The following is a 23485-nucleotide window of genomic DNA, read 5'->3' as shown; positions in this document are numbered from 1 at the left end:
ATCTGCAGCATCCGCGCCGCCCGCCTCTCGATGAAGGTATCCCGATGACCACCTCCGCCCCGCTCCGCATCGACTTCGTCTCCGACGTCTCCTGCCCGTGGTGCGCGGTCGGGCTGGCTTCGCTGCAGCAGGCGCTGGCGCGGCTCGACGGCGAGGTGTCCGCCGAGATCCACTTCCAGCCGTTCGAGCTGAACCCGCAGATGGCGGCGGAGGGCGAGGATGCGGTCGAGCATCTGGTGCACAAGTACGGCAGTACGGCCGCGCAGATCGAGGCGAACCAGGAGATGATCCGCGAGCGCGGCGCGGCGCTGGGTTTCACCTTCGACATGGCGCGGCGCAAGCGCGTCTACAACACCTTCGACGCGCACCGGCTGCTGCACTGGGCCGGGCTGGAAGGGCGCCAGCTGGCGCTGAAGCAGATCCTGCTGCGCGCGTACTTCACCGACGGCGAGGATGTCAGCGCACACGCCACGCTGCTGCGGCTCGCCGCCGAAGCGGGGCTGGACGCCGAGCGTGCGCGGCAGATCCTGGCCGGCGACGAATATGCAAACGAAGTGCGCGCGCAGGAGCAGTTCTTCCAGAGCCGCGGCATCCACTCGGTGCCGGCGACCATCGTCAACGGCCGACACCTGATTTCCGGCGGACAGCCGCCGGAAGCGTTCGAGCAGGCGTTGCGGCAGATCGCCGCGAACGCGTAGGCCCGCTCACATATCGATGGCGCGCGGCTCCCGCCAGAGCGCGATCGGCGCCGGGCGGCCGAGCAGGTAGCCCTGCCCCAGCTCGCAACCCATCGCCATCAGCGCGTCGCGCTGGGCCGCCGTCTCGATGCCTTCTGCAATCACCTGGATGTTCAGCGCGCGGGCCAGCGCCAGGATCGCCGCCACCACCGTGGTGCTGGAGGTGTTGGTGCCCTTGTCCAGCTCGCTCACGAAGGCGCGGTCGATCTTCAGGATGCGCAGCGGCAGCGAGTGCAGGTAGCTCAGCGAGGAATAGCCGGTGCCGAAATCGTCCAGCGCGGCACCGACGCCGATCGCGCGCAGGCGCTCCAGCGTGGCGCGTACGTGCTCGGGGTTGTCCAGCAGCGCACCCTCGGTGACTTCCACCACCAGCCGCGACGGCGGCAGCCCGATGCGCTCCAGCAACTGGATCAGGCGCCGGTCGAAATGCGCGTGACGCAGGTGCAGCGCCGACACGTTCACCGTCATGAAGCTGTCGTTGCGCCCGTGCTGCAGCAGCAGCCGGCAACTCAGCTCGAACATGTGCCAGTCGATCGCTTCGATCAGCCCGCTGTCCTCGGCGATCTTCAGGAAGTCGCCCGGCCGCAGCACGCCGCGTTGCGGATGGTTCCAGCGCAGCAGTGCCTCGTAGCCGAGCGTGCGGTTGCTGCCGTCGAGCGCGCAGATCGGCTGGAAGTACGGCTCGAACTGGCCGTGCAGCAGCGCCTGGCGCAGCTCGCCTTCCAGCGCGAGCACGTCGACCACGGTCTGCGCCAGCCGCTCATCGAACAGCTCGTAGCGCTTGCGCCCCAGTTCCTTGGCCCGGTACAGCGCGATGTCGGCGTCGCGCAGCACCTCGTCGGCCGCCGCGTAGTGGCCGTCGCCGATCGCGATGCCCACGCTGGCGGTCACCTGCAGTTCCTTGCCGGCGACCGGCATCGGCGCGTCCAGCATGTCCAGCACGCGCTGCGCCACGGCGGTAGCCGCCGACGGCAGCTCGTCCTGTTCCAGCAGTATCGCGAATTCGTCGCCGGACAGCCGCGCCACCAGGTCCGGATGGCGCACGCAGCCGGCCAGGCGCCGCGCCACTTCCTTCAGCACCTCGTCGCCGGCCAGGTGGCCCAGGCTGTCGTTGATGATCTTGAACCGGTCCACATCCAGGTACAGCAGTGCGCAGCGCTGCTGCGGTTCGCGCCGCATCGCGGCCAGTGCGCGCTCGATGCGGTCGCGCAGGTAGCCGCGATTCGGCAGCCCGGTGAGCGCGTCGTGCATGACCTGGTGGCGCAGCTGGTCCTGCATGCGCTCGCGCTCGCCGATCTCCTTGCGCAGGGCCAGCGTGCGCTCCTCCACCCGCTGCTCCAGCTGTTCGTAGGCGCGCCGCAGCGACTCGGCTGAACGGCGCCGGGTCAGGCTGTTGGCGATCTGCGAGGCGACGAAGCTGAGCAGTTCCTGGTCGGCTGCACCGTAGACCACGTCGGGCCGGTAGCTCTGCACGGCGACCAGGCCGATCACCTCGTCGCCCACGATCAGCGGCACGCCCAGCCAGTACATCGCCGGGGAATTCATGCGCCCCGGCGCGATCTCGCCGCGCCGCTCCAGTTCCTCGATGTCCGCGTTGTCCACCCGCAGCGCCCGGCCCAGGCGCAGCACGTATTCGCTCAGGCCACGCCCCAGCATGCGTTCGGCCGGCGGCGCCAGCACCGCGTCCACCGAATAGGGAAAGATCAGCTTGAGCCGGTCGTCGGAAAGCAGCCCGATGAAGAAATTCTCCGCGTTCAGCAGTTCGCCCACCACCGCATGCACGCGCCGGTAGAACGCGTCCTGATCGATGTCCGCGGTGGCCAGCTCGGCGATCTGGAACAGCGCGGCCTGCAGGTGCTCGGCGCGCTGCCGCTCGACGATCTCCTGCTGCAGCCCGCGGTTCGCCTCGGCCAGCTGCAACGTGCGCAACTGCACGCGCTGCTCCAGTTCTTCCTTGCCCTGCTTGCGCTCCAGCGCGGTGAGGATGTGGCTGCCGACGAACTGCAGCAGGGCGAGGTCTTCCTCGGTGAAGCCGACGTCCAGGCGATAACTCTGCACCACCAGCACGCCGCACGGCTGGCCGCCGCGCAGCATCGGCACGCCGAGCCAGTCGCGGCTGTCCGGACCGATCAGGGCCACCGGCCCCGCCACCTGGCTGCGCAATTCCTCGGCATCGCCCATGCGCGCCTTGCCATCGCGCATCACGTACCAGGTCAGCGTGTGCTCGATCGCGCCCAGCGGCATGTCCTGGCCGCCACCAGGCGGGACCGGCTCCAGCTCGTCGACGTAGTAAAGGAAACGGATCGTGTCGCGCACGGCGTCGTGCAGCACGATGAAGAAATTCTCCGCGTACATCAGCGTGCTGACGATCGCGTGGATGCCGCGCAGCATGTCCGGCATGTCGCGCTCGGAGCCGGCCAGATCGGAGATCGCGAACAGCGCGCGCTGCAGGTTTTCCGAGCGCTCCAGCTGCTCGTGCGAATCCTTCAGTTCGGCCCACTCCAGTGCCCGCCGCAGGTGCTGACCGGCCAGCTGCAGCGGCGCTTCCAGTTCTGCAAAGAAGCCGTCGCCGGCATGGCCCGGCTGCAGCTGCAGCAGCAACACCGCCGGCTCGGGCTGCGCGCACAGGCGGATCGCCACGTGCCGCCCGTCCGGGTGCCAGTGCGGCCCGTCCGCGTGGCCGACCGCCGCCAGCCACGCCGCGTCGACCGTCGCAGGCGGCACCATTCGATCGCCAGCCGCATGATCCGGCCCCCACTGCACGCTGGCTGCGATGCAACCTGGCCGGGCCTGCACCAGGGCGGCGATCGCCGCGGCCACTGCTTCGGGCGCGTGCGCGACGATCAGCTGGGCCAACCAGCTCAGCGGCAGCGATCCGTCATGCGACGGCGCCTCCACAGCATCGGCACGCTTCATCAGATGGAGCTCTCCCCAAGCCCGGGTCCGCCAACGCCAATGAACCGGCCCCATCGGACCCCTGCGGAACACCGGTATCGGCTCGTGCCGAGCCTGCCTCCATGCGCGCCAACACGCAATACCGATAAACTGACTCTTTGCGTCCGGCCGACCGCGCCACTCGTCAGCCGCCGCGTTTTCGCGTCATCCGCCGTGCAGGTCCCCGCTCCGTCCATGCTTGCCGACACCACCAAGGACGCCATCCGCGCCGCCTATGCACGACTGAAGGACGGCCTGCCCGGCTTCCGCGCGCGCGCCTCGCAGGGGCGCATGATCGCCGAGACGGCCAAGGCGTTCGGCCGCGCCGGCGGCGTGGCGGCGATCGAGGCGCCCACCGGTACCGGCAAGTCGATGGCCTACCTGATCGCCGGCCACGAAGTGGCGCGCTTCCAGAAGAAGAAACTGCTGATCGCCACCGCCACCGTGGCGCTGCAGGAACAACTGGTGCAGCGCGACATCCCGCTCTACCTCAGGCTCAACGGCATCGAGGCGAAGGTGGCGCTGGCCAAGGGCCGCGGCCGCTACCTGTGCCCGCGCAACCTGCTGATGGCGGCCAACAGCGTGCATGACGCGCAGCTGGGCCTGGCCGGCTTCGAGGCGGACCTGATGCTGTGGAGCAAGCCGCCGCAGCCGCGCGACAAGCAGGCGCTGGCGAAGCTGCGCGAGGCGTTCGACCGCCGCGAGTGGGACGGCGACATGGACAGCGCGCCGGCGCCGGTCAGCGACCTGCTGCGGCCGATGATCACCACCAGCGCCGGCGGCTGCACCAACCGCAAGTGCGGCCAGTTCATGGTCTGCCCGTTCTTCGCTGCGCGCCGCGCGGTGGACGACGCCGAGATCATCGTGGCGAACCAGGACCTGGTGCTGGCCGACCTCACCATGCCCGGCGAGGGCGGCGGCGCCGATCCGGCCTGGGGCGGGGTGATCCTGCCGCGCCCGGACGAGACGCTGTACGTGTTCGACGAGGCCCACCACCTGCCGGGCAAGGCGCTCGACCGCGGCGCCGCCGAGGTCTACATGACCGCCAGCATGCGCCAGCTGAGCCGGCTCGGCCGCCAGGTGCACGCGGCCTATTCGCTGACCGACAAGGAAACCCTGGGCCGGCTCACGCTGGACGCCGGCGACGCCAAGCTGCAGGAGCTCAGCGACGCGCTGGATGAACTGGAAAAAACCATCCGCCTCGGCTGGCTGCCCGATCCGGCCGAGACCGAACCGATGTACCGCGGCTCGCTGGGCCAGCTGCCCGAACCGTGGGTGGAACACGCGCGGATGCTCGGCCTGTTCACCGGTGAGGTGCAGCGCTGGCTCGGCGCGGTGCGCCGCGCGGTGGTGGAGATGACCGACGGCGGCCCGACCCAGGAGGCGCTGTCGCGCGAGTTGGGCATCGCGCTGGAACGCATCGGACGGCAGGTGGCCTGCTGGCGCGCCTGGTCAGCCGACGACGCGGACGAGGCGCCGCCGTTGGCGCGCTGGGTCACGCTGGGCGCCGACCAGCAGCTGGTCTGCCACGCCTCGGCGGTGTCTGCCGCCGGCCTGCTGCGCGAGGTGCTGTGGGGCAATGCCAGCGGCGTGCTGCTGACTTCGGCCACGCTGAGCGCCGGCGGCAACTTCCGCCACTTCGCCGACGCCGTGGGCCTGCCCGACGACGCGCTGACGCTGAGCCTGCCCTCGCCGTTCGACCTGGCCGCGCAGGCGCGGCTGGAAGTGCCCTCGATGCGCACGCTGCCCGACGCGCGCGAGGCGCATGCCGAGGAGATCAGCGAGTGGCTGGCGGAGAATCTCGACTGGGACGCCGGCAACCTGGTGCTGTTCACCTCACGCGCCAAGCTCGACCGCGTGCTGCAGAAGTTGCCGATCGCACAAGTGCGCAAGGTGCGCGCGCAAGGTTCGCTGGGCAAGTCGCAGCTGGTCGCCGAGCACTGCGCCGACGTCGAGGCCGGCAAGGGCAGCACGCTGTTCGGACTGGCCTCGTTCGGCGAAGGCCTGGACCTGCCCGGCAAGCTGTGCGAGACGGTGGTGATCACCCAACTGCCGTTCGCCGTGCCGACCGACCCGGTCGGCGCCACGTATGCCGAATGGCTGGAATCGCGCGGGCGCAACCCGTTCATCGAGGTCAGCGTACCCGAGGCCACGCGCCTGCTCACCCAGTACTGCGGCCGCCTGATCCGCAACGAGGGCGACCGCGGCCGCATCGTGCTGCTGGACCGCCGCGTGGTCACCAAGCGCTACGGCGCCGGCATGCTGAAGGCGCTGCCGCCGTTCCAGCGCGTGATCGAGAGAAGCGCATGATCATCCGCCTCGCCGATCGCCCCTCACAGCCGTGGAAGAACGGCCTGGGTCGCACTCGCGAAATAGCCGTCGAACCGCCGGACGCGGGCATCGACGACTTCCTGTGGCGGGTCAGCGTGGCCGAGGTCGACAGCGCTGCGCCGTTCTCCGCCTTTCCCGGCATCGACCGGCAGATCGCGCTGCTCGACGGCGCCGGCTTCAGCATGACGCTGGACGATGGCCGCACGCACGCGCTGACCACGCCGTTCGCCCCGTTCGCGTTCCCCGGCGAGGCAAGGGTGGACGTGACGCTGGCTGGCGGCCCCACCCGCGACTTCAACCTGATGCTGCGCCGCGGCCGCGTGCGCGGCGGGATCGAGGCATGGCGGGAGGTGGGCGCGGGCACCGTCGACGACGCCACCGTGCTGGTGTACTGCGCCCGCGGCACGATCGACAGCGCCGACGGCACGCTGCAGGCGGGCGACGCCTGGCGGCGGTCGTCGACCGCGCCCGCAGCGCTGGCCTTGCAGCCGGGTGCGCTGGCGCTGGTCGTGCGGGTCGAGGCCGTCGCCTGACGACTGTCACTATGGCGGCGGGCAACACGCTCTACGCTTGTCACTCACCGTTCCCTGGAGTTTCGACCATGCCCGTGCTGATCCTCGGTCTCGTGTTGTTCCTCGGCGTGCATTCACTGCGCCTCTTCGCCGACGGCTGGCGCAGCCGGCAACGGGCGCGACTGGGCGAGCTGCGCTGGAAAGGCGTGTACGCGCTGGTCTCGCTGGTCGGCTTTGCGCTGATCTGCTGGGGCTTCGGCCTGGCGCGCCAGCATGCCGTGCTGCTGTACGTGCCGCCGCTGGCCTTGCGACACGCCAACGCGCTGTTCACCCTGATCGCTTTCGTGCTGCTGGCTGCCGCCTACGTTCCGCGCAACCATCTCAAGGCGGTCTTCGGCCACCCGATGCTGCTCGGCGTAATGGTGTGGGCGTCCGGCCATCTGCTGGCCACCGGCATGCTGCACGACGTGCTGCTGTTCGGCGCGTTCCTGCTGTGGGCGGTGGCGTTGTTCATCGCATCGCGCCGACGCGACCACCGCGAGGGCACGCTGTATCCGGCCGGCACGCTGCGCGGCAGCGCGCTCACCGTGGTGATCGGCGCGGTGGCCTGGGCGCTGTTCGCGCGCTGGCTGCACCTGTGGCTGATCGGCATGAGCCCGATCGGCTGAACAGCGGCCGCCGGGGGTGCCGGGAGTCACCCGCGCGGCGACGCCGGCCTGCGCTACAGTGGGCGTCGTCCCACCCTTCGCGAGGATCGCCGCATGGCTGCCTTCCTGCTCTGGCTGTTGCTGCTGGTGTTCTGCTGGCCGCTGGCGCTGCTGGCGCTGGTGCTGTACCCGGTCGTGTGGCTGCTGTTGCTGCCGCTGCGGCTGGTCGGCATCACCGTGAGCGCAGTGTTCGCCTTTCTCGGCGCACTGCTGATGCTGCCGGCGCGCGTGCTGCGCGGGCGCCCGGTCTGAAACCGGACCTGGCGTGGAAAAGCCGCACTCGCCCTCGTGCGAGCGCAACCGCGAACCGATCCTTGGCGTGCTGCGCGAGCATTTCGCCGATCGCCGGCGCGCGCTGGAGATCGGCAGCGGCACGGGCCAGCACGCGGTGCACATCGCCGCGGCGCTGCCGCAGCTGAGCTGGCAAAGCTCCGACCGCGCTGAACACCTGCCCGGTATCCGCGCCTGGCTGGACGAGGCGGCGCTGCCGAACACCCCGCCGCCGCTGGAGCTGGACGTCGGCGGCGCGTGGCCGTCCGGCCCGTTCGACGCGGTGTTCAGCGCCAACACCCTGCATATCATGGCGTGGCCCGAGGTGCAGCAGCTGTTTGCGCACCTGCCCGGGGTCACCACTGGCGATGCCGTGCTGGCGATCTACGGACCGTTCAATGAGCACGGTCGCTACAGCAGCGACAGCAATGCCGCATTCGACGCCTGGCTGAAGGCGCGCGGCGCACACATGGGCATCCGTGATGCCGAGGCGGTGGACGCATTGGCTGCGGTCGCCGGCTTCGCGCTGGTTGATGACGTCGCGATGCCGGCGAACAACCGCTGCCGCGTGTGGCGCCGCACCCGCGACTGACGCGCCGCCCGCACATACGCCTGCACAACCGCGCCGAACCGGGTACAAAGGCGGCATGAAGGCGATCGACACGCTGACCCCCTGCCCCTGCGGCAACCCGGCCGGTTACAGCCAGTGCTGCGGGCCCCTGCACGACGGCGCCATCGCCGCCACGGCCGAACAACTGATGCGTTCGCGCTACAGCGCCTACGTGCTCAGGCGCGAGGACTACCTGCTCGCCAGCTGGCATCCCGACACGCGGCCGGCCTCGCTGCGGCTGGCCGCGCAGCAGCCGCCGCCGACCTGGCTGGGGCTGGAAGTGCGCCGCCAGCAACGCGTCGACGACGACCACGCCATCGTGGAGTTCGTCGCCCGCTATCGCCTCGGCGGCGGCCGCGCGCAACGCCAGCATGAGACCAGCCGTTTTGTGCGCGAGGGCGGCCGCTGGTACTACCACGACGGCGAACTCAAGAGCTGAAGCGTCCGCGAGCAAGCGCACGCTCATGTGCCGCCCGGCCGCGCTCAGAAACCCCTCACGCCGGCGGCGCGCAGACGCGCGGCTTGCGCGCGCACCTCGGGGCAGCCGAAGAACGCCACCAGCTGGTTCGCGCGGGCTGTGCCGATGCCCTCCAGCGCCTGCCAGTCATCCGCCTCGCGTGCGCTCAACGCGGCCCAGTCGGGCACCCTGGTCGCCACGCCGGAGGGCACGCCCAGCGCCTGCAGCCAGCGCGCGAATGGACGCTGGCGCGCCGCGGCGAAGCTGCGCGCCAGCAACGCCGCGCGGCTGGCGCCCAGGCCCGGCACGCTCGCCAGCTGCTGCGGCGTCAGACGCATCCAGTCGAGCAGGTCGTGCACCAGCCCGGCGTCGATCAGCGCCTGCCAGGTATCCGCGCCCAGTCCCTCCAGCTGCAGGCCTTGTCGGCCGCCCAGCCACACCAGCCGTGCGCGGAACTGCTGCCTGCATTGCGGCGTGGCCTGCCAGCAAGTCAGCGGGCCGTGCTGCGCCGGATCGGGCGGCGTCACCGGCGCCCGCTGCTGCGCGCGCCACGCCACCGACTGCAGGCGCGGGATGGTCAACCCCGCCAGCACCACTTCGACCTGGTCGCCGGGGCGGATGTCGAGCTCGCGCCAGCGCTGGAGCGAGCCCACGCTGACCCGCTGCACGCGATGGTCGTCCAGCTGCACCGGCGCCAGCTCCAGCACCGGCGTGATGCGGCCGCTGCGGCCCACGGTGAAATCCACCGCGCGCACCTCGGCCAGCGCCGAGGCGGCCGGGTACTTCCACGCCACCGCCCAGTCCGGCGGCACCGCCTGCCAGCTCGCAGCCGGCGGCCGATGCCCCTGGCGCAACACCGTGCCGTCAGCGGCGAACGGCATCGCATGGCGATACCACTGCTCGCGCCAGCGCTTCACTTCATCCAGCGTGGCGACTGGTCGGGTGTACGCCACGCTGTCGGCCAGTCCCATCGCTGCAAGGCCGGCCAGCCGCGACGGCATGTCGGCCGGTCCGCTGGGCCAGTCCCACACGAACAGGCCGATCCGTGCGGCGCTGGCGGCATCCAGCGCATCGCGCGCCAGCGCGCCGGCCACCGCCGAACGCGCGTTGGCGCCGCCGTCGTCGGCTTGCACATGGCCGGGCAGGCGCCAGTACAGCTCTCCCTGCAACACCACGCGCGCCGGCGCATGGGGCAGGCGTTTGGGAATCGCCTCGATCGCCTGCGCCAGCGGCGTCCAGTCCGAGCCATGCAGGCCGTCGCCGCGGCTGGTTGCCTGGCGCAAGCGGCCCTCCAGGTACAGCAAGGTGACCGCCACGCCGTCGGCCTTCGGCTGCACCCACAGGTCACGGTCGCCGTGCGCGTGCATCCAGGCGCCGATCGCGGCGGCATCCGGCAGCTTGGCCAGGCCAGTCTGCGCCACCGGCGAACGCACCCGGCCACCGGCGTCGGCGAGGTGCGCCAGCGGCGCCGGTGCCTGTGCGGGGAAGCAGCGCCGCCATGCGGCGAGGCGCTGCATGGCCTGGTCGTAGACCGCGTCGCTCACCGGCGAACGGCCCTCGACGCGATACGCATGGTTCCAGCGGTCGAGCCGCTCGTGCAGCGCGGCCAGCTCCTGCCGCGCCCGCGCCGGCGGCCAATCCGGGCAATCGGTCGCGTGCGCCGCACCGGCCAACGCGGCGAGCAGGATCAGCAACCGGCAAGTCGTGCGCATGCGACGCTCCTTCCGTGGATGGCGTCGGCGAGGCTAGCCGCCGCGGCGCAGGACGGCCAGGCGGCGGCGGGCGCGCCGGCATGTAGGCGCGAGGCGTCAGCCGACGGCGGTCGAGCGCTCGCCGAAGCGCAGCAGGGTCTGGCCGTGATAGCGGCCGTTCGGCCCGAAGCGGCGCTCCACGATCACGCCGCGGCCGCCGTGGTCGATCGCCACCACGGTGCTGGCGCGGGTGCCGTACTGTTCGCCGCGGATGAATGCCGGCGACAGCAGGCGCTCACGCTCCAGCCCCACGCCGGTGTCGGGCAACTGCGTATCGGGTGCCTGGCGTTCATCGGCAAGCGCCTCGAACAACGGTGCGAAATCCGTGTCGTCGCCGGCGTCGATCCACTGTTGCAGCCGCTGCATCAGCGTGCGGGTCTTCGGCCATGGCGTGTTGAAGTCGGCGTTGGACAGGCCATGCACGCCCGGCGTCACCGCCTGTGCGCGCGGCTCGGGGCGGTTGCCGAGATAGAACGCCGCGTGCGCATCGAAGGTGAGCAGATTGAACGGCCGGTAGTCGGCGGCCGCGCGCAGCAGCTGTTGCGCATGGGTGGCGGCATCGGCGTCGCCGCGCAGGTAGTCGCTGGCCAGCAGCCCGCGCGAGGCACCGAGTTGTGGATCGCGTGGGTCGCGCACGTTGGTCACCACGCAGCAACGTCCGCCCTCGGCAACGCCCAGCCAGGTACCGCCGGCCTCGAGGTCGCGGCCGCCGACGATCGGCGCGTCGTCCCAGCGCGCCAGCGCCGCGCTGGGGCGCGCGTGGAATTCGTCGCGGTTGCCCGCCAGCAGCAGGCGCCAGCGCGGATGCGCATTCCAGGCGAAGGCGATCAGGCACATGCGTGAAACTTACGCCACGCAGTCCATCGCTTCCAGCGGAAGCTTGCCGAGCATCTGCGCGATCGACGCAGCCGCCTCGCGTCCGTCGTGCACCGCGCGCACCACCAGGTCGGCGCCGCGCATGTTGTCGCCGCCGGCGAAGATCTTCGGGTGACCGGTCTGGAACGGCAGCGCGCCCGCGTCACCGACGCGGATGCGACCGCCGGCATCCAGTTCGATACCGTATTCGGCGCACCACGCCGGCGGACTGGGGCGGAAACCAAATGCCTGGATCACCACGTCGGCACGCAATTCGGTTTCGCTGCCGTCGACGTGCTGCAGCCGCGCGCGGCCGTCCGCGTCGCGGCCCACCTCGGTACGCACCAGGCGCACGCCGCGCACCCGGCCCTGCTCGCCGAGCAGGGCCAGCGGCTGGCGGTGGAACAGGAACTCCACGCCTTCCTCGCGACTGTAGGCCACCTCGCGGCGCGAGCCCGGCATGCTGGCTTCGCCGCGGCGGTACACGCAAGTGACCGAGGCGGCGCCCAGGCGCACCGAGGTGCGGTTGCAGTCCATGCCGGTGTCGCCGCCGCCGAGCACCACCACGTGCTTGCCGTTGAGGTCGAGCGCCGGCGGCACCGGCCGGTCGTCGAGCAGGCGCTCGGCATTGGCGACCAGGAACGGCAGCGCGTCGTGCACGCCGTCGAGTTCGCGCCCCGGCAGCTCGCCGTCGACGAAGGTGTAGGCGCCGGTGCCGAGGAACACTGCGTCGTAGTCGGCCAGCAGTTGTTCGAACGCGATGTCGCGGCCGATCTCCACGTCGAGGTGGAAACGCACGCCCATGCCCTCGAGCACCGCGCGGCGGGTGTGGATGACCGTCTTGTCCAGCTTGAACGGCGGGATGCCGAAGGTGAGCAGGCCGCCGATCTCGCGCTGGCGATCGAACACGTCCGCCGCGATGCCGGCGCGGCGCAGCCGGTCGGCGCAGGACAGCCCGGCCGGGCCGGCGCCGACCACCGCCACGCGGCGACCGGTTTCGACCACGCCGGACAGGTCCGGCCGCCAGCCCTGGCGGAACGCCTCGTCGGTGATCGAGCGCTCGATGCTGCCGATCGTCACCGCGCCGAAGCCGCCCTGCTCCAGCGTGCAGGCGCCCTCGCACAGGCGGTCCTGCGGGCACACGCGGCCGCAGATTTCCGGCAGCGGGTTGGTCTCGTGCATCAGCGTGGCTGCCTCGAACAGGCGCCCGTCCTGCACCAGCTTCAGCCAGTCCGGGATGTAGTTGTGCACCGGGCAGGCGTGCTCGCAGTACGGGTTGCCGCAGTCCAGGCAGCGCTCGGCCTGGCCCACGGCCGCGGGCGGCGTGAAGTCGCCGCTGATCTCGCCGTAGCCGAGCACGCGGATCGCCACCGGCACCGCCTTGGGCGGCTGGCGCGGGACGTTGAGGAAGCGGAACAGTTTGTCGCTCATGGACAGCTCCATGGCCCGGCTTCTGCTCCCTCCCCTGCTGGCCCGCAAGGGACTCCCTTCGGTCGCAGGGGAGGGTTGGGGAGGGGTTCGCTCTTGATCTCCTCGCCAGCCGGAGCAACCCCCTCCCAGCCTCCCCCTGCGACCGAAGGGAGTCCCTTGCGGGCGAGCAGGGGGAGGAGCAGAGCTGACGCAGCGGGATTCTTCATGCCGCCCTCCGCAACTCGTCGGCCAGCGCAGCGAGGCTCGCCGCCTTCGGCTTGACCAGCCAGAAACGCTGCAGCAGGCCGCGGAAATCGCCCAGCAGGCGCTGCGCCCAGGCGCTGGCGGTGAGCTCGGCGTGGCGCGCGATCAGACTGCGCAGGTGCTGCATGTGGTGTTCCATGCCTTCCGGCGTGATGCGCACGATGTCGACCAGCTCGTGGTTGTAGCAGTCGACGAAGTTGCGTTCGAGGTCGAGCACGTAGGCGAAGCCGCCGGTCATGCCGGCGCCGAAGTTGAGCCCGCAGGCGCCGAGCACCGCGACCACGCCGCCGGTCATGTACTCGCAGCAGTGGTCGCCGGCGCCCTCGATCACCGCCAGCGCGCCGGAGTTGCGCACGCCGAAGCGCTCGCCGGCGCGGCCCGCGGCGAACAGTTCGCCGCCGGTGGCGCCGTACAGGCAGGTGTTGCCGAGGATCGCCGCGTCCTGGCTGGCGAACGGCGACTCGGGCGGCGGCCGCACGAGGATGCGCCCGCCGGCCATGCCCTTGCCGACGCCGTCGTTGGCCTCGCCGGTGAGCTCGATCTGCACGCCACCGACGTTCCACGCGCCAAGGCTTTGCCCGGCGCTGCCCTCCAGTTGCAGGGTGATCGGCTCGGGCATGCCGTGGTCGCCCCAGCGGCGCGCGACGTCGCCGGACAGCCGTGCGCCGATCGCGCGGTCGGTATTCGCGATGGCGTAGCGAAAGGTGCCGCCCGCACCCAGCTCGACCAGTGGCGCGGCATCGTGCGCGATGCGCGTGGCCAGCGCCGCCTCGTCGCGCAGCGGGTTGCGTGGCAGCGTGCAGGCGCTGTCCACGCCCGCGCCGAGGCCGTCGGCGGCGATCAGCCGCGACAGGTCGAGCTGCCGCTGCACCGGCGTGCTGCCTTCGGCCTGGCGCAGCAGCTCGCTGCGGCCGACCAGCTCGCCGAGGCTGCGCACGCCGAGCCGGGCCAGATGGCCGCGCACGTCCTCGGCGAGCAGGCGGAAGTAGTTCATCACCATCTCGGGCAGGCCGGTGAAGTGATCCTGGCGCAGCGTCTCGTTCTGCGTGGCGATGCCGGTGGCGCAGTTGTTGAGATGGCAGATGCGCAGATACTTGCAGCCCAGCGCCGCCATCGGGCCGGTGCCGAAGCCGAAACTCTCGGCGCCGAGCAGCGCCGCCTTGATGACGTCGAGGCCGGTCTTCAGGCCGCCGTCGGTCTGCAGCCGCACGCGGCCGCGCAGGCCGTTGCGGCGCAGCGTCTGCTGCGCCTCGGCCACGCCCAGTTCCCACGGCGTGCCGGCGTACTTGATCGAGGTGAGCGGGCTGGCGCCGGTGCCGCCGTCGTGGCCGGAGATGGTGATCAGGTCGGCGCCGGCCTTGACCACGCCGGCGGCGACCGTACCCACGCCGGCGTGCGAGACCAGCTTCACCGAGATCAGCGCCGCCGGATTCACCTCTTTCAGGTCGTGGATCAACTGGGCCAGGTCCTCGATCGAGTAGATGTCGTGGTGCGGCGGCGGCGAGATCAGGCCGATGCCGGGCTTGGCGTAGCGCAACCGCGCGATCAGCTCGTTGACCTTGTGCCCGGGCAGCTGGCCGCCCTCGCCGGGCTTGGCGCCCTGCGCGATCTTGATCTGCAGCACCTCGGCGTTGACCAGATACTCGGCGGTAACGCCGAAGCGGCCGGAGGAGACCTGCTTGATCTTCGAACTCTTCTCGGTGCGGTAGCGTGCCGGGTCCTCGCCGCCCTCGCCGGAGTTGCTGCGCGCGCCGAGCCGGTTCATCGCGATCGCCAGCGCCTCGTGCGCTTCCGGCGACAGTGCGCCGAGCGACATGCCGGCCGAGTCGAAGCGCTTGAGGATCGCCTCGACCGGCTCGACCTCGTCCAGCGGAACCGGCGCGCCGGCCGGCTGCGGCAGCAGCAGGTCGCGCAGTGCGGACGGCGGGCGCGCGTCGACGTGCTGCGCGTAGCGGCGGTAGTCGGCCATTGCGCCGCTGCGCACGGCGGCCTGCAGCGTGTCGATCACGTCGGGGTTGTACATGTGGTACTCGCCGCCGTGCACGTACTTGTAGATGCCGCCGGCGCGCAGCGGCTGCGCTTCGTTCCACGCTTCGGCGGCGAGCAGGCGCGCGTCGTGCTCGAGATCGGCAAAGCCGGCGCCGCCGATGCGCGACGGCGTGCCGGCGAAGCACAGCGCGACCACTTCCGGCGCCAGGCCGACGATCTCGAACAACTGCGCGCCGCGATAGCCGGCGATGGTGGAGATGCCCATCTTCGACAGGATCTTCAGCAGCCCCTTGCGGATGCCGCGGCGGTAGCTGCGGCCGATCTCGCGCGGCGTACCGTCGCCACGCCTGATGTGGCCGTCGCGGCCCAGCTCGAACAGGCTCTGGTAGGCCAGCCACGGGTAGATTGCGGTGGCGCCGAAACCGATCAGGCAGGCGAACTGGTGTGCGTCGCGCGCGGTGGCGGTTTCCACCAGCAGGTTGCACTGGCAGCGCAGGCCGCGCTCGACCAGATGCGCATGGATCGCGCCGACGGCCAGCAACGCGTGCGCCGGCAGCGTGTCCCTGCGGGGGTAGCGGTCGGTGATGAAGACCATGCCGGCGCCGCCGCGCACGCCCTGCTCGGCCTCGCGGCAGAAGCGGCGCAGCGCCGCCTCCAGCCCCTCGCCGGCGGGATAGCACAGGTCGATCTGCACGGTGGCGTGGGCGAACTGCGGCAGCGCCAGCAACTGGCGCAGCTTGCGCTGCGAACAGACTGGCGAGTTCAGCAGGATCTGCTTCGCGTTGTCCGCCGACAGCTCGAACAGGTTGCCCTCGCGGCCGAACTGGGTGACCAGCGACATCACCAGCCGCTCGCGCAGCGGATCGATCGGCGGGTTGGTGACTTGGGCGAAGCCCTCGCGGAAGCGATCGAACAGCGGCCGTACCTGGCGCGACAGCGCTGCCACCGGGGTGTCGTCGCCCATCGCGCCAGTGGCCTCGGCCTCGGTCTCGGCCAGCACCTTCAGCACGCTCTCGCGTTCCTCGCGGCTGAGCCCGTACAGCTTCTGGTAGCAGCGCAGCTCGGCCGCCGGCAGCGGCTCGGCGGCGAGGCTGGGGTCGATCAGGTCCGATTCGAGGTAGCTCACGCCGGCGCGCAGCCAATCGCGGAACGGCGCGCGACCCTGGTTGATCGCATCGATGTCGGCGTCGTGCAGCAGGCGCTTGCCGGCGAAATCCACCGCCAGCATCTGGCCCGGACCGAGCCGACCCTTGGCCACCACGCGCGAGGCCGGCACGTCCCACAGGCCGGCCTCGGAAGCGACGATCAGCAGGTTGTCGTCGGACAGTGCCCAGCGCGCCGGGCGCAGGCCGTTGCGGTCGAGCGTGCACGCCGCGTAGTGGCCGTCGCACATCACCAGCCCGGCCGGGCCGTCCCACGGCTCGCTGTGCAGCGCGTAGTACTCGTAGAAGCCGCTGAGGTCCTCGTCCAGATCCTCGCGCGCGGCGTACGCCGGCGGCACCAGCACGCGCATCGCGGTGAGCATGTCCAGGCCGCCGGCCAGCAGCACTTCCAGCGCGTTGTCGAGGCTTTCCGAATCCGAACCGTCCTGGCGTACCAGCGGGCCGATGTCGGTGAGGTCGATCTGCGGCGAACGCAGCACCGCCTCGCGCGCCTGCATCCAGCGGCGGTTGCCGCGGATGGTGTTGATCTCGCCGTTGTGCGCGAGCAGGCGAAAGGGCTGGGCCAGCCGCCATTGCGGCGTGGTGTTGGTGGAGAAGCGCTGGTGGAACACCACCGCGTCGCTGGCCAACGCCGTATGCGACAGGTCGGCGAACACTTCGCGCAACCGGCCCGGCGCAGCCATCGCCTTGTAGCCGATGACGTGGGCGGACAGGCTCACCACGTAGAACTGCGGATCGTCCCGCAGCGCCTGCTCGGCACGGCGGCGCGCGCGGAACAACGCGCGCTCGAACGCATCGTCGTCCATCCCGGGCGCGGCATTCACGAACACCTGGCGCACACGCGGGCGGGTGGCGCAGGCCAGCGGTCCGCAGGCCTGCGGGTCGATCGCCACCTCACGCCAACCGGCCAGGGTCAGCCCGGCCTCGGTCAGGTGTCGCTCGAATTCGATCGCCGTCGTCTCGCCGCCAGCCGGATCAAGGAACACCAGCCCCGCCGCAAAGCGCTCGCCCGGCGCGATGCCGTCGGCCGCCGCCAACGCACGCAGCCAGTCCGCCGGACGATGCACCAGCACGCCGCAGCCGTCGCCACTGACGCCGTCGGCGTTGACGCCGCCGCGGTGGGAGAGTTTCGCCAGCGCGGCGAACGCGGTATCGACCAGCGCGGCGCTGGCGCGCCCGTCGACCTGCGCCACCAGGCCAAAACCGCAGCTGTCGTGCTCGAAAGCCGGGTCGTACAACGTCGCCGTGCCGCTTGCCGCCATCTCACCCCTCCGGGCTGCGCAGACTGCCGCGATGCCGGCGGCACCGATCGTTTTGCGCAGGAGCGGTTCCGACTAAACCACAATTGCTGCGATGCGTCAAAATATTTGTTTGGACGGCTAGACTTCCATCCGCCGACCGCCGCCAGGCCATGGCCCGCCTGGCGGCACAAACGAAGGCGGCGCCCCGGTTTCCCGGAGCGCCGCCTCGAACCGCGGCTTTCCGCCACACGGCGGAGCGGATCGCCGGTTACAGCTTGACCTTCACGCCCAGGTTGTAGAAGCGCCCCACGACATTGGCCTGCGACCAGGTCGGGTTGTAGTTGGAGCCTGCGCCGGCGTAGTTCGACGGATCGAACGGCGGCTTCCTGTCGAACGCGTTCATGATCGAGCCGGTGATGCTGACGTGGTCGTTGATCGCGTAGCTGCCGGTCAGGTCGAAGTCGTAGGTCGGACCCACTCGGCAACTCGCCGGGAAGTTCAAACCATTATCCGGCCGGGTCGAGAGGCAATCGCCGTCGAACAGGCCCAGCACGCCCACGTCCGCCGCGATGTTCTTGTAGCTGCTGGTGAAGTACAGCGTACCGGTGACCGTCAACGGCCCGTACATCAGCGTATTCGCCCACGAAGCGCGGCTGCGCGGCGTGCCGGCACCCGACGACAGGTTGTAGGGGCCCTGGGTGCCCACGTAGCTCTGGTCCGTGCCGTCAGGGAACCTGACCTTCCACTGAAAGATCTGGGTGCCGGTCAGCTCGCTGATGTAGTGCAGGTTGTCGCTGAAGTCGAAATGCGCCTGCACATCCAGGTCGACGCCGGTGGTCTTCAGCGACTGCGCGTTGAGGTACGAGCCGATCAGCTCGGACGGACGCGGCTGGGCGTTCGGATGATCCGGGTCAGGCAGGTCGGGAATCACCGTCACCCCTGGCGCCTGCGGCGTGCCGGCGTAGTAGTTGGCCAATGCCGCCGAGGTATCGGCCTGCACGATCAGGTTGGACTTCTTGATGTTGTAGTAGTCGAGCGAGACGTTCAGCCAGCTGGTCGGCTGCAGCACCACGCCGAACGTGAAGCTCTTGGACTTCTCCGGCTTGATGTTCTTGTTGGCCAGGGTGAATTCCGACAGACCGTACGGAATGGTCACGTACGGACTGCCACCGTGCAGCGCCTGGAACGCCGATGGCGGCGTATAGGTGATGAAGCCCTGCGCGGAACTCGAGCCGTTCTCGGCGAAGGACGGCGCGCGGAAGCCCTTGGACCAGGTGCCGCGCAAGGCGATCCAGTCGAACGGCTTGTACTTGATGCCGAGCTTCGGCGAGAAATTGTTGCCGGCGTCGGTGTAGTGGTCGTAGCGACCCGAAACGTCGGCCTCCAGCGACTGCAGCAGCGGAAGGTAGAGCTCGGCATACGCGCCGCTCACATCGCGGCTGCCCTTGGTCTGCGCGTTGCCCAGCCCCTGGAACTGGAAGTTCGGATTGAGCGTGGGGTCGTTCTGCGCCTCGTGACGGAACTGGGCGCCCACGGCCAGGCCCAGCGAGCCTCCCGGCAGATCCCACAGCGAGCGGCTGGCACTCAGGTCCAGCGAGTCCATGTCGGTGGTCGAGGTCTTGTCGTAGCCCGGCGCCAGCGAGGCGCGCACGGCGGCGGAGTTGGCCGACGGGTTGACGAAGTTGTAGGTGCCGTTGGCCACCGCATCGAGCAGGGGCTGATAACTGAGGAAGCCGTACTGCGTGGTACTCAGCCAGGCATGGTTGAGCACCAGGGCGGCATTCCAGTTCCACTCGGCGAGCTGGCCGCTGACATTACCCACGATGCGGGCGCTGTGGTTGTTGAAGTTGAAGCCCGATGGGATGTCGCCGAAGCTGTAGCTGATCAGCGCCGGCACCGCGAACGGATTCGACGGATTGCCCACCGGAAGGGTGATCCCGCTCAGGTTGTGCGGCGTGCTGTTCTGGATCGTACGCGGTCCACCAGGGGCCCAGGTCTTCGCCTCCATGTAGCTGGCGTCCAGGTAGGCAGTGGTGGTGTCGTCCAGCTTGATGGTGAAGCGGCCGGATATGCCACCCTGTTCCATCGCCGGCTGGATTTGGCCATACAGATTGACGGGGTCAAAACGGCAGTAGCTGCCGGTGGCGTCGGTGACCAGCGGGCCCGAGGTGCAGGCGCTCAGCGGCTGCCAAAGACCACTGCCATCGTTCGGCTTGATGGCGCCATTGATGCCGCCCGCGCGGGCCGCCGGACCACCCAGACCCGGGCCTCCCAGCGAGGTCAGGTCGGCCGTGTTGAACGGGAAGCCGCGCTGATTGGTGCGGATCACGTTGTCCTTCTGGTATTGCACGCTCAGGTAGCCGTTGTAGCGATCCTTGTCCAGGTCGCCGCCGCCGGCCAGCAACGTGGCCTTGCGGGTGAAGCCGCCGCCGTGCTGCGAAGTGCCCACGCTGGCGGTGGCTTCCACGCCCTTGAAACTCGGTCGCATGATGACGTTGACCACGCCGGCGATCGCGTCGGCGCCGTACAGCGACGAGGCGCCGTCCTTCAGCACCTCGATGCGCTCGACCGCAGCGAGCGGGATGGTGTTCAGGTCGACGAAGGTACGTTGGCCGTCATCGGCCGCCGGATAGTTGGTGACGCGATGGCCGTCGATCAGCACCAGGGTGGAGTTCACGGTGAGGCCGCGCAGGGCGACGCCCGACGCACCGGCCGCGAAACCGTTGGCGAACGCATTCGGGATCGAGCCGCTGTTGTCGGCCGAAACCGCCCGCACCACGTCGGACAGCGTGGTGAGGCCGCTGCGCTGGATCTGCGCGGCGGTGATCGTGGTCACCGGCGAGGGCGTCTCCAGATCAATGCGCGGAATCGCCGAACCGGTCACCGTGATGGTCTGCAGGTTCTGCACGTTCTGTCCGCTCGGCGGCGGGTTTTGCGTATTGGCCGGGGTCTGCGGCGTGCTCTGCGCCGGTGGCGTCTCGGTGGTCTGCGTGGTCTGCGCGAGGGCGGCGGCGATCGGGGTCAGGGCCAGACCCGCCAGCGAAATGACAAGCGTGCGTTTCATGAACATACCCTCCACTAGCGGAGCAATCACGATGCGCTCGGTCCGGATCGGGCCATGAAGAAGCAGGCAACTGGGGTGGGGGGCCGGCTTCGACAGCCTGCGAAAGGCCACGAGCGGGGGAAGGCCTCTTCGCCAGCGCGGTTTATCACCCGCATAACATCTGCACAAGTCACTAATTAATCGTAAGTTTTTACATATTCAGGCTAATGCATGATCTTGCGCTCGACGGTCCGCGCCAGCGGTGGCCAAAGCGCATCGGACCGGGCATTTCACCCGATCCGGCATTCGCGGACCGTCGCAAGCAAACACCGCATTCAAAGCGCCGGACGCACCGCCGGAAGCGGAACTTCCCTGTCTCGCCCCCGCCACCCCGCTCGGGGATAATCGACCGCATGCCCAAGCCCGCACGCTTTCTTCATCTTTCCTTTCGCCAACTGGTCAGCATCGTGTTCCTGGGTGCCCTGCTGACCGCCCCGGCATTGGCCCGCCAGGACAACAGGAGCAGGAGCGAACAGGCCGAGGCAAAACAGAAACTGGCCGACCTGCGCCACAAGATGGAAACGCTCGCGAAAGAGCAGGCCGACACCGCCGCCCGCCGCGACAGCGTCAACGCCGAACTGGCCAGGCAAGCCAATGCGCTGGCCGATGCGGCACGCGCGGTACGCCTGACCGATGCCGAGCTGGCGGCCAAGCAGCAGCAACTGGACCAGTTGCAGCAGCAGCGCAGCACCCTGAAGCAGGCGCTGGACAGCCAGCGCGCCGCGATCGCCGACCTGCTGCGCGCCACCTACGCGCTCGGCCACGGTTCGGACCTGCGCCTGCTGCTGGGCGACGAGGACGTGGCGCGCATCGCCCGCGCGCTGGCGTACTCGAAATACTTCCAGCAGGACCGCGTGCAGCGGGTGCAACGCCTGATGGCCGACCTGGCCAGGCTGCAGGAACTGGAGGCTACGATCACTGCCGAGCAGCAGGCGTTGCAGGCGACCAGGGTCCAGCGCGAGCAGCAGGCCGCGGTGCTGGCCCGGCAGCGGGCCGCACAGCAGCAGCTGGCCGCTGAAACCGACGCCCGGTACAAGGACCAGGCGCAGCGGCTGGCCGCGCTGAAACAGAACGCGCAGGCACTCAACAGTCTGCTCGAAAAGCTGCAGAAAGCCATCGACGAAGCCGCCGCGCGCGCCGCCGCCGAGCGTGCCGCGGCAGCCAGGAAACGCCCGGGTCACAAGCCGCCGCCGCTCGAAGTCGGCAGCGCCGGCACCGACATCCGCGGCAACCTGCCGTGGCCAGCCAGCGGCGTGGTCAACAGCTACGGCAACGGCGTGCTGATCAAGGCAGCGGGCGGCAGCGAGATCCACGCCGTGGCGCGCGGCCGGGTGATCTACGCCGGCTTCCTGCGCGGTTACGGCATGCTGCTGATCCTCAACCACGGCGACGGCTGGATGAGCATGTACGGCAACAACGAGACGCTGCTGTACGGCGTCGGCGACCAGGTCGAGGCCGGCCAGGCGATCGGCACCGCCAGTCCGCCCACCGGCGTCAACACGGGCGCCTATTTCGAGCTGCGCCGGAACAACCAACCGGTCGATCCACGCCGCTGGCTGAGCCAGCGGCGTTGACCCGGCCATGGCCGCACCGCGGGAACAGGTTCACACTGAATTACTCCGGCGTCCGGTTGTCTCACACCCGACCCTTTCCCCGTCGCCGCGCCCCGGCGCGGCGATGCCTGCTGTACGGAGTCACACGCATGCGCCTTTCCACCTGTAGTCCGACGATCGGCATGGCGGTCCTGCTGTTCGCCGTTCCATTCCTGCTGGCCACGCCGGATGCCTGCGCGCAGAGCGCCCCGGCCAACGCCGCCAGCGTGGCGCCGCCGGTCGAGCTGCCGGCCGCCAGCAGCAACGCCGACGCGCCAGCCGCCGCCAGCTCCCCCGGCCAGGTGGACCTGGACGATATCCGCAACTTCAGCCGTGTCTACGAAGTGGTGCGCCAGGCCTATGTGGAGAAGGTGGACGACAAGACCCTGATGAAGGCGGCCATCACCGGCATGCTCAGCGGCCTCGATCCGCACAGCGAGTACCTGGACAAGGACGGCCTGGTCCAGCTCAACGAGGACACCACCGGCGAGTACAGCGGCCTCGGCATCGAGGTGCTGCAGGTCGACGGCGGCCTGCGCATCGTCTCGCCGATCGACGACACCCCGGCGGCGCGTGCCGGCATCAGGCCGGGCGACAGCATCGTCAAGATCAACGGCACCCTGATCGACGCGCAGAACGTGGACGAGATGTTCAAGCAGCTGCGCGGCAAACCGGGCAGCAAGGTCGACCTGACCATCGTGCACCCGAACAGCGACAAGCTGATCGACCTGCATCTGGTGCGCGAGAACATCACCGTCAGCAGCGTCAAGGTGCGCGAACTGGAACCGGGCTACGTCTACGTGCGCATCAGCCAGTTCCAGGACGACACCGCCGCCGACCTGGAGAAGAAACTGGGCCAGCTGATCGCGAAGAACGGGGCACCAAAGGGCGCCGTGCTCGACCTGCGCAACAACCCCGGCGGCCTGCTCACCGCGGCCGTGGGCGTCAGCGACGACTTCCTCGACGCGGGCACCATCGTCACCACCCGCGGCCGGCTGCAGGACGCGAACATGAGTTTCAAGGCGCATCCCGGCGACCAGCTCGCCGGCGCGCCGATGATCGTGCTCACCAACAACGGCACTGCCTCCGCCGCCGAGATCGTCTCCGGCGCGCTGAAGGACAACCATCGCGCACTGATCATGGGCCAGCGCACGTTCGGCAAGGGCGTGGTGCAGACGGTGCTGCCGCTGGACGCCGACCACGCGGTGAAGATCACCACCGCGCGCTACTACACGCCGAATGGCACCTCGATCCAGGCCGAAGGCATCAAGCCCGACATCGCCCTGGCCGACCTCACCGTGAACGAATCCGACCGTGGACCGGTGCTGATCAGCTCCGAGGCCGACCTGCCCAACCACCTGGCCAACGAGAAAGCCAAGGCCGCTGTCGACATCGACGACAATGGCAGCGCCGCCGACGCCAAGCTGGCGACCAGCGACTACGCGCTGTCGCAGGCCTTGAACGTGCTCAAGGGCATCGCGCTGCGCCAGCCCGCCGGCGTGCGGCGCTGATGTCGGTGCGTTGAACGGCGCAGAAACGCAAACGGCCCCTCGCGGGGC

At 70.0% G+C, this 23485-nt stretch carries 15 protein-coding genes; 9 read left to right on the top strand and 6 right to left on the bottom strand.

The window, feature by feature from the left end; translation table 11 throughout:
• The first annotated feature begins 44 nt into the window (after window positions 1–44).
• Window positions 45–698, top strand: coding sequence for a DsbA family oxidoreductase (locus tag R5H19_RS01385; protein WP_318157180.1), 654 nt, complete (start codon window positions 45–47; stop codon window positions 696–698).
• Window positions 699–704: 6 nt separating this feature from the next.
• Here R5H19_RS01385 and R5H19_RS01380 read toward each other — a convergent pair whose 3' ends face one another.
• Window positions 705–3653 carry an EAL domain-containing protein gene (locus R5H19_RS01380; RefSeq protein ID WP_318157179.1) on the bottom strand — a complete coding sequence of 983 codons (2949 nt, stop codon included), beginning with the start codon at window positions 3651–3653 and terminating at the stop codon, window positions 705–707.
• 213 nt (window positions 3654–3866) lie between these two features.
• Here R5H19_RS01380 and dinG point away from each other — a divergent pair, with 213 nt between their 5' ends.
• The 6 genes from dinG to R5H19_RS01350 all read left to right on the top strand — a co-directional run bounded on the left by dinG (window position 3867) and on the right by R5H19_RS01350 (window position 8540).
• Window positions 3867–5981 carry an ATP-dependent DNA helicase DinG gene (gene dinG, locus R5H19_RS01375; RefSeq protein WP_318157178.1) on the top strand — a complete coding sequence of 705 codons (2115 nt, stop codon included), beginning with the start codon at window positions 3867–3869 and terminating at the stop codon, window positions 5979–5981.
• The gene (locus R5H19_RS01370) at window positions 5978–6535 is read left to right on the top strand and encodes a HutD family protein (RefSeq protein ID WP_318157177.1); all 558 of its coding nucleotides are present in this window, start codon (window positions 5978–5980) and stop codon (window positions 6533–6535) included. Before dinG ends, R5H19_RS01370 begins: the two co-directional genes overlap by 4 nt.
• Before the next feature lie 68 nt (window positions 6536–6603).
• Window positions 6604–7182 (top strand): NnrU family protein, encoded by a 579-nt coding sequence (locus R5H19_RS01365; RefSeq protein ID WP_318157176.1) that lies wholly within the window; start codon window positions 6604–6606, stop codon window positions 7180–7182.
• A 93-nt stretch (window positions 7183–7275) separates the two neighbouring features.
• Window positions 7276–7473: a hypothetical protein gene (locus R5H19_RS01360; RefSeq protein WP_318157175.1), complete on the top strand. Its 198-nt coding sequence runs from the start codon at window positions 7276–7278 to the stop codon at window positions 7471–7473.
• A gap of 13 nt (window positions 7474–7486) precedes the next feature.
• On the top strand, window positions 7487–8083 hold the full coding sequence (locus R5H19_RS01355) for a DUF938 domain-containing protein (RefSeq protein WP_318157174.1): 597 nt from the start codon (window positions 7487–7489) through the stop codon (window positions 8081–8083).
• A gap of 55 nt (window positions 8084–8138) precedes the next feature.
• The gene (locus R5H19_RS01350; protein ID WP_318157173.1) at window positions 8139–8540 is read left to right on the top strand and encodes a YchJ family metal-binding protein; all 402 of its coding nucleotides are present in this window, start codon (window positions 8139–8141) and stop codon (window positions 8538–8540) included.
• 44 nt (window positions 8541–8584) lie between these two features.
• Here the strand turns inward: R5H19_RS01350 and ligB are convergent, their stop codons facing one another.
• From ligB to R5H19_RS01325, 5 genes are all read right to left on the bottom strand, one after another.
• Window positions 8585–10270: an NAD-dependent DNA ligase LigB gene (gene ligB, locus R5H19_RS01345; RefSeq protein ID WP_318157172.1), complete on the bottom strand. Its 1686-nt coding sequence runs from the start codon at window positions 10268–10270 to the stop codon at window positions 8585–8587.
• A 96-nt stretch (window positions 10271–10366) separates the two neighbouring features.
• Window positions 10367–11146: an NRDE family protein gene (locus tag R5H19_RS01340; protein ID WP_318157171.1), complete on the bottom strand. Its 780-nt coding sequence runs from the start codon at window positions 11144–11146 to the stop codon at window positions 10367–10369.
• Window positions 11147–11155: 9 nt separating this feature from the next.
• A complete protein-coding gene (locus R5H19_RS01335) occupies window positions 11156–12595 on the bottom strand; it encodes an FAD-dependent oxidoreductase (RefSeq protein WP_318157170.1) in 1440 nt (479 codons plus the stop codon).
• A 202-nt stretch (window positions 12596–12797) separates the two neighbouring features.
• Window positions 12798–17252 (bottom strand): glutamate synthase large subunit, encoded by a 4455-nt coding sequence (gene gltB / locus R5H19_RS01330; protein WP_318157169.1) that lies wholly within the window; start codon window positions 17250–17252, stop codon window positions 12798–12800.
• A 247-nt stretch (window positions 17253–17499) separates the two neighbouring features.
• Complete coding sequence (locus R5H19_RS01325) at window positions 17500–20295, bottom strand: TonB-dependent receptor (RefSeq protein WP_318157168.1); 2796 nt, start codon at window positions 20293–20295, stop codon at window positions 17500–17502.
• 392 nt (window positions 20296–20687) lie between these two features.
• Between R5H19_RS01325 and R5H19_RS01320 the strand changes: the two genes are divergently transcribed.
• Together R5H19_RS01320 and R5H19_RS01315 are read left to right on the top strand one after the other, a co-directional pair.
• Entirely contained in the window at window positions 20688–21908 is a 1221-nt protein-coding gene (locus R5H19_RS01320; RefSeq protein WP_318157167.1) for a peptidoglycan DD-metalloendopeptidase family protein, read from the top strand.
• Window positions 21909–22036: 128 nt separating this feature from the next.
• Complete coding sequence (locus R5H19_RS01315; RefSeq protein ID WP_318157166.1) at window positions 22037–23437, top strand: S41 family peptidase; 1401 nt, start codon at window positions 22037–22039, stop codon at window positions 23435–23437.
• Window positions 23438–23485: the final 48 nt, after the last annotated feature.

It is taken from the genome of Rhodanobacter sp. KK11, from assembly GCF_033345435.1.
GTDB lineage: Bacteria > Pseudomonadota > Gammaproteobacteria > Xanthomonadales > Rhodanobacteraceae > Rhodanobacter.
The sequence above is the reverse complement of the archived record's forward strand: the minus strand, read 5'-3'. Positions and strand labels throughout refer to the sequence as shown.

What these genes read in the sequence shown, in the direction of transcription:
- R5H19_RS01385 (WP_318157180.1), top strand. Translation starts at nt 45, where the DNA reads ATGACCACCTCCGCCCCGCTCCGCATCGACTTCGTCTCCGACGTCTCC.
- R5H19_RS01380 (WP_318157179.1), bottom strand. Translation starts at nt 3,653, where the DNA reads ATGAAGCGTGCCGATGCTGTGGAGGCGCCGTCGCATGACGGATCGCTG.
- dinG (WP_318157178.1), top strand. Translation starts at nt 3,867, where the DNA reads ATGCTTGCCGACACCACCAAGGACGCCATCCGCGCCGCCTATGCACGA.
- R5H19_RS01370 (WP_318157177.1), top strand. Translation starts at nt 5,978, where the DNA reads ATGATCATCCGCCTCGCCGATCGCCCCTCACAGCCGTGGAAGAACGGC.
- R5H19_RS01365 (WP_318157176.1), top strand. Translation starts at nt 6,604, where the DNA reads ATGCCCGTGCTGATCCTCGGTCTCGTGTTGTTCCTCGGCGTGCATTCA.
- R5H19_RS01360 (WP_318157175.1), top strand. Translation starts at nt 7,276, where the DNA reads ATGGCTGCCTTCCTGCTCTGGCTGTTGCTGCTGGTGTTCTGCTGGCCG.
- R5H19_RS01350 (WP_318157173.1), top strand. Translation starts at nt 8,139, where the DNA reads ATGAAGGCGATCGACACGCTGACCCCCTGCCCCTGCGGCAACCCGGCC.
- ligB (WP_318157172.1), bottom strand. Translation starts at nt 10,270, where the DNA reads ATGCGCACGACTTGCCGGTTGCTGATCCTGCTCGCCGCGTTGGCCGGT.
- R5H19_RS01340 (WP_318157171.1), bottom strand. Translation starts at nt 11,146, where the DNA reads ATGTGCCTGATCGCCTTCGCCTGGAATGCGCATCCGCGCTGGCGCCTG.
- R5H19_RS01335 (WP_318157170.1), bottom strand. Translation starts at nt 12,595, where the DNA reads ATGAGCGACAAACTGTTCCGCTTCCTCAACGTCCCGCGCCAGCCGCCC.
- gltB (WP_318157169.1), bottom strand. Translation starts at nt 17,252, where the DNA reads ATGGCGGCAAGCGGCACGGCGACGTTGTACGACCCGGCTTTCGAGCAC.
- R5H19_RS01325 (WP_318157168.1), bottom strand. Translation starts at nt 20,295, where the DNA reads ATGAAACGCACGCTTGTCATTTCGCTGGCGGGTCTGGCCCTGACCCCG.
- R5H19_RS01320 (WP_318157167.1), top strand. Translation starts at nt 20,688, where the DNA reads ATGCCCAAGCCCGCACGCTTTCTTCATCTTTCCTTTCGCCAACTGGTC.
- R5H19_RS01315 (WP_318157166.1), top strand. Translation starts at nt 22,037, where the DNA reads ATGCGCCTTTCCACCTGTAGTCCGACGATCGGCATGGCGGTCCTGCTG.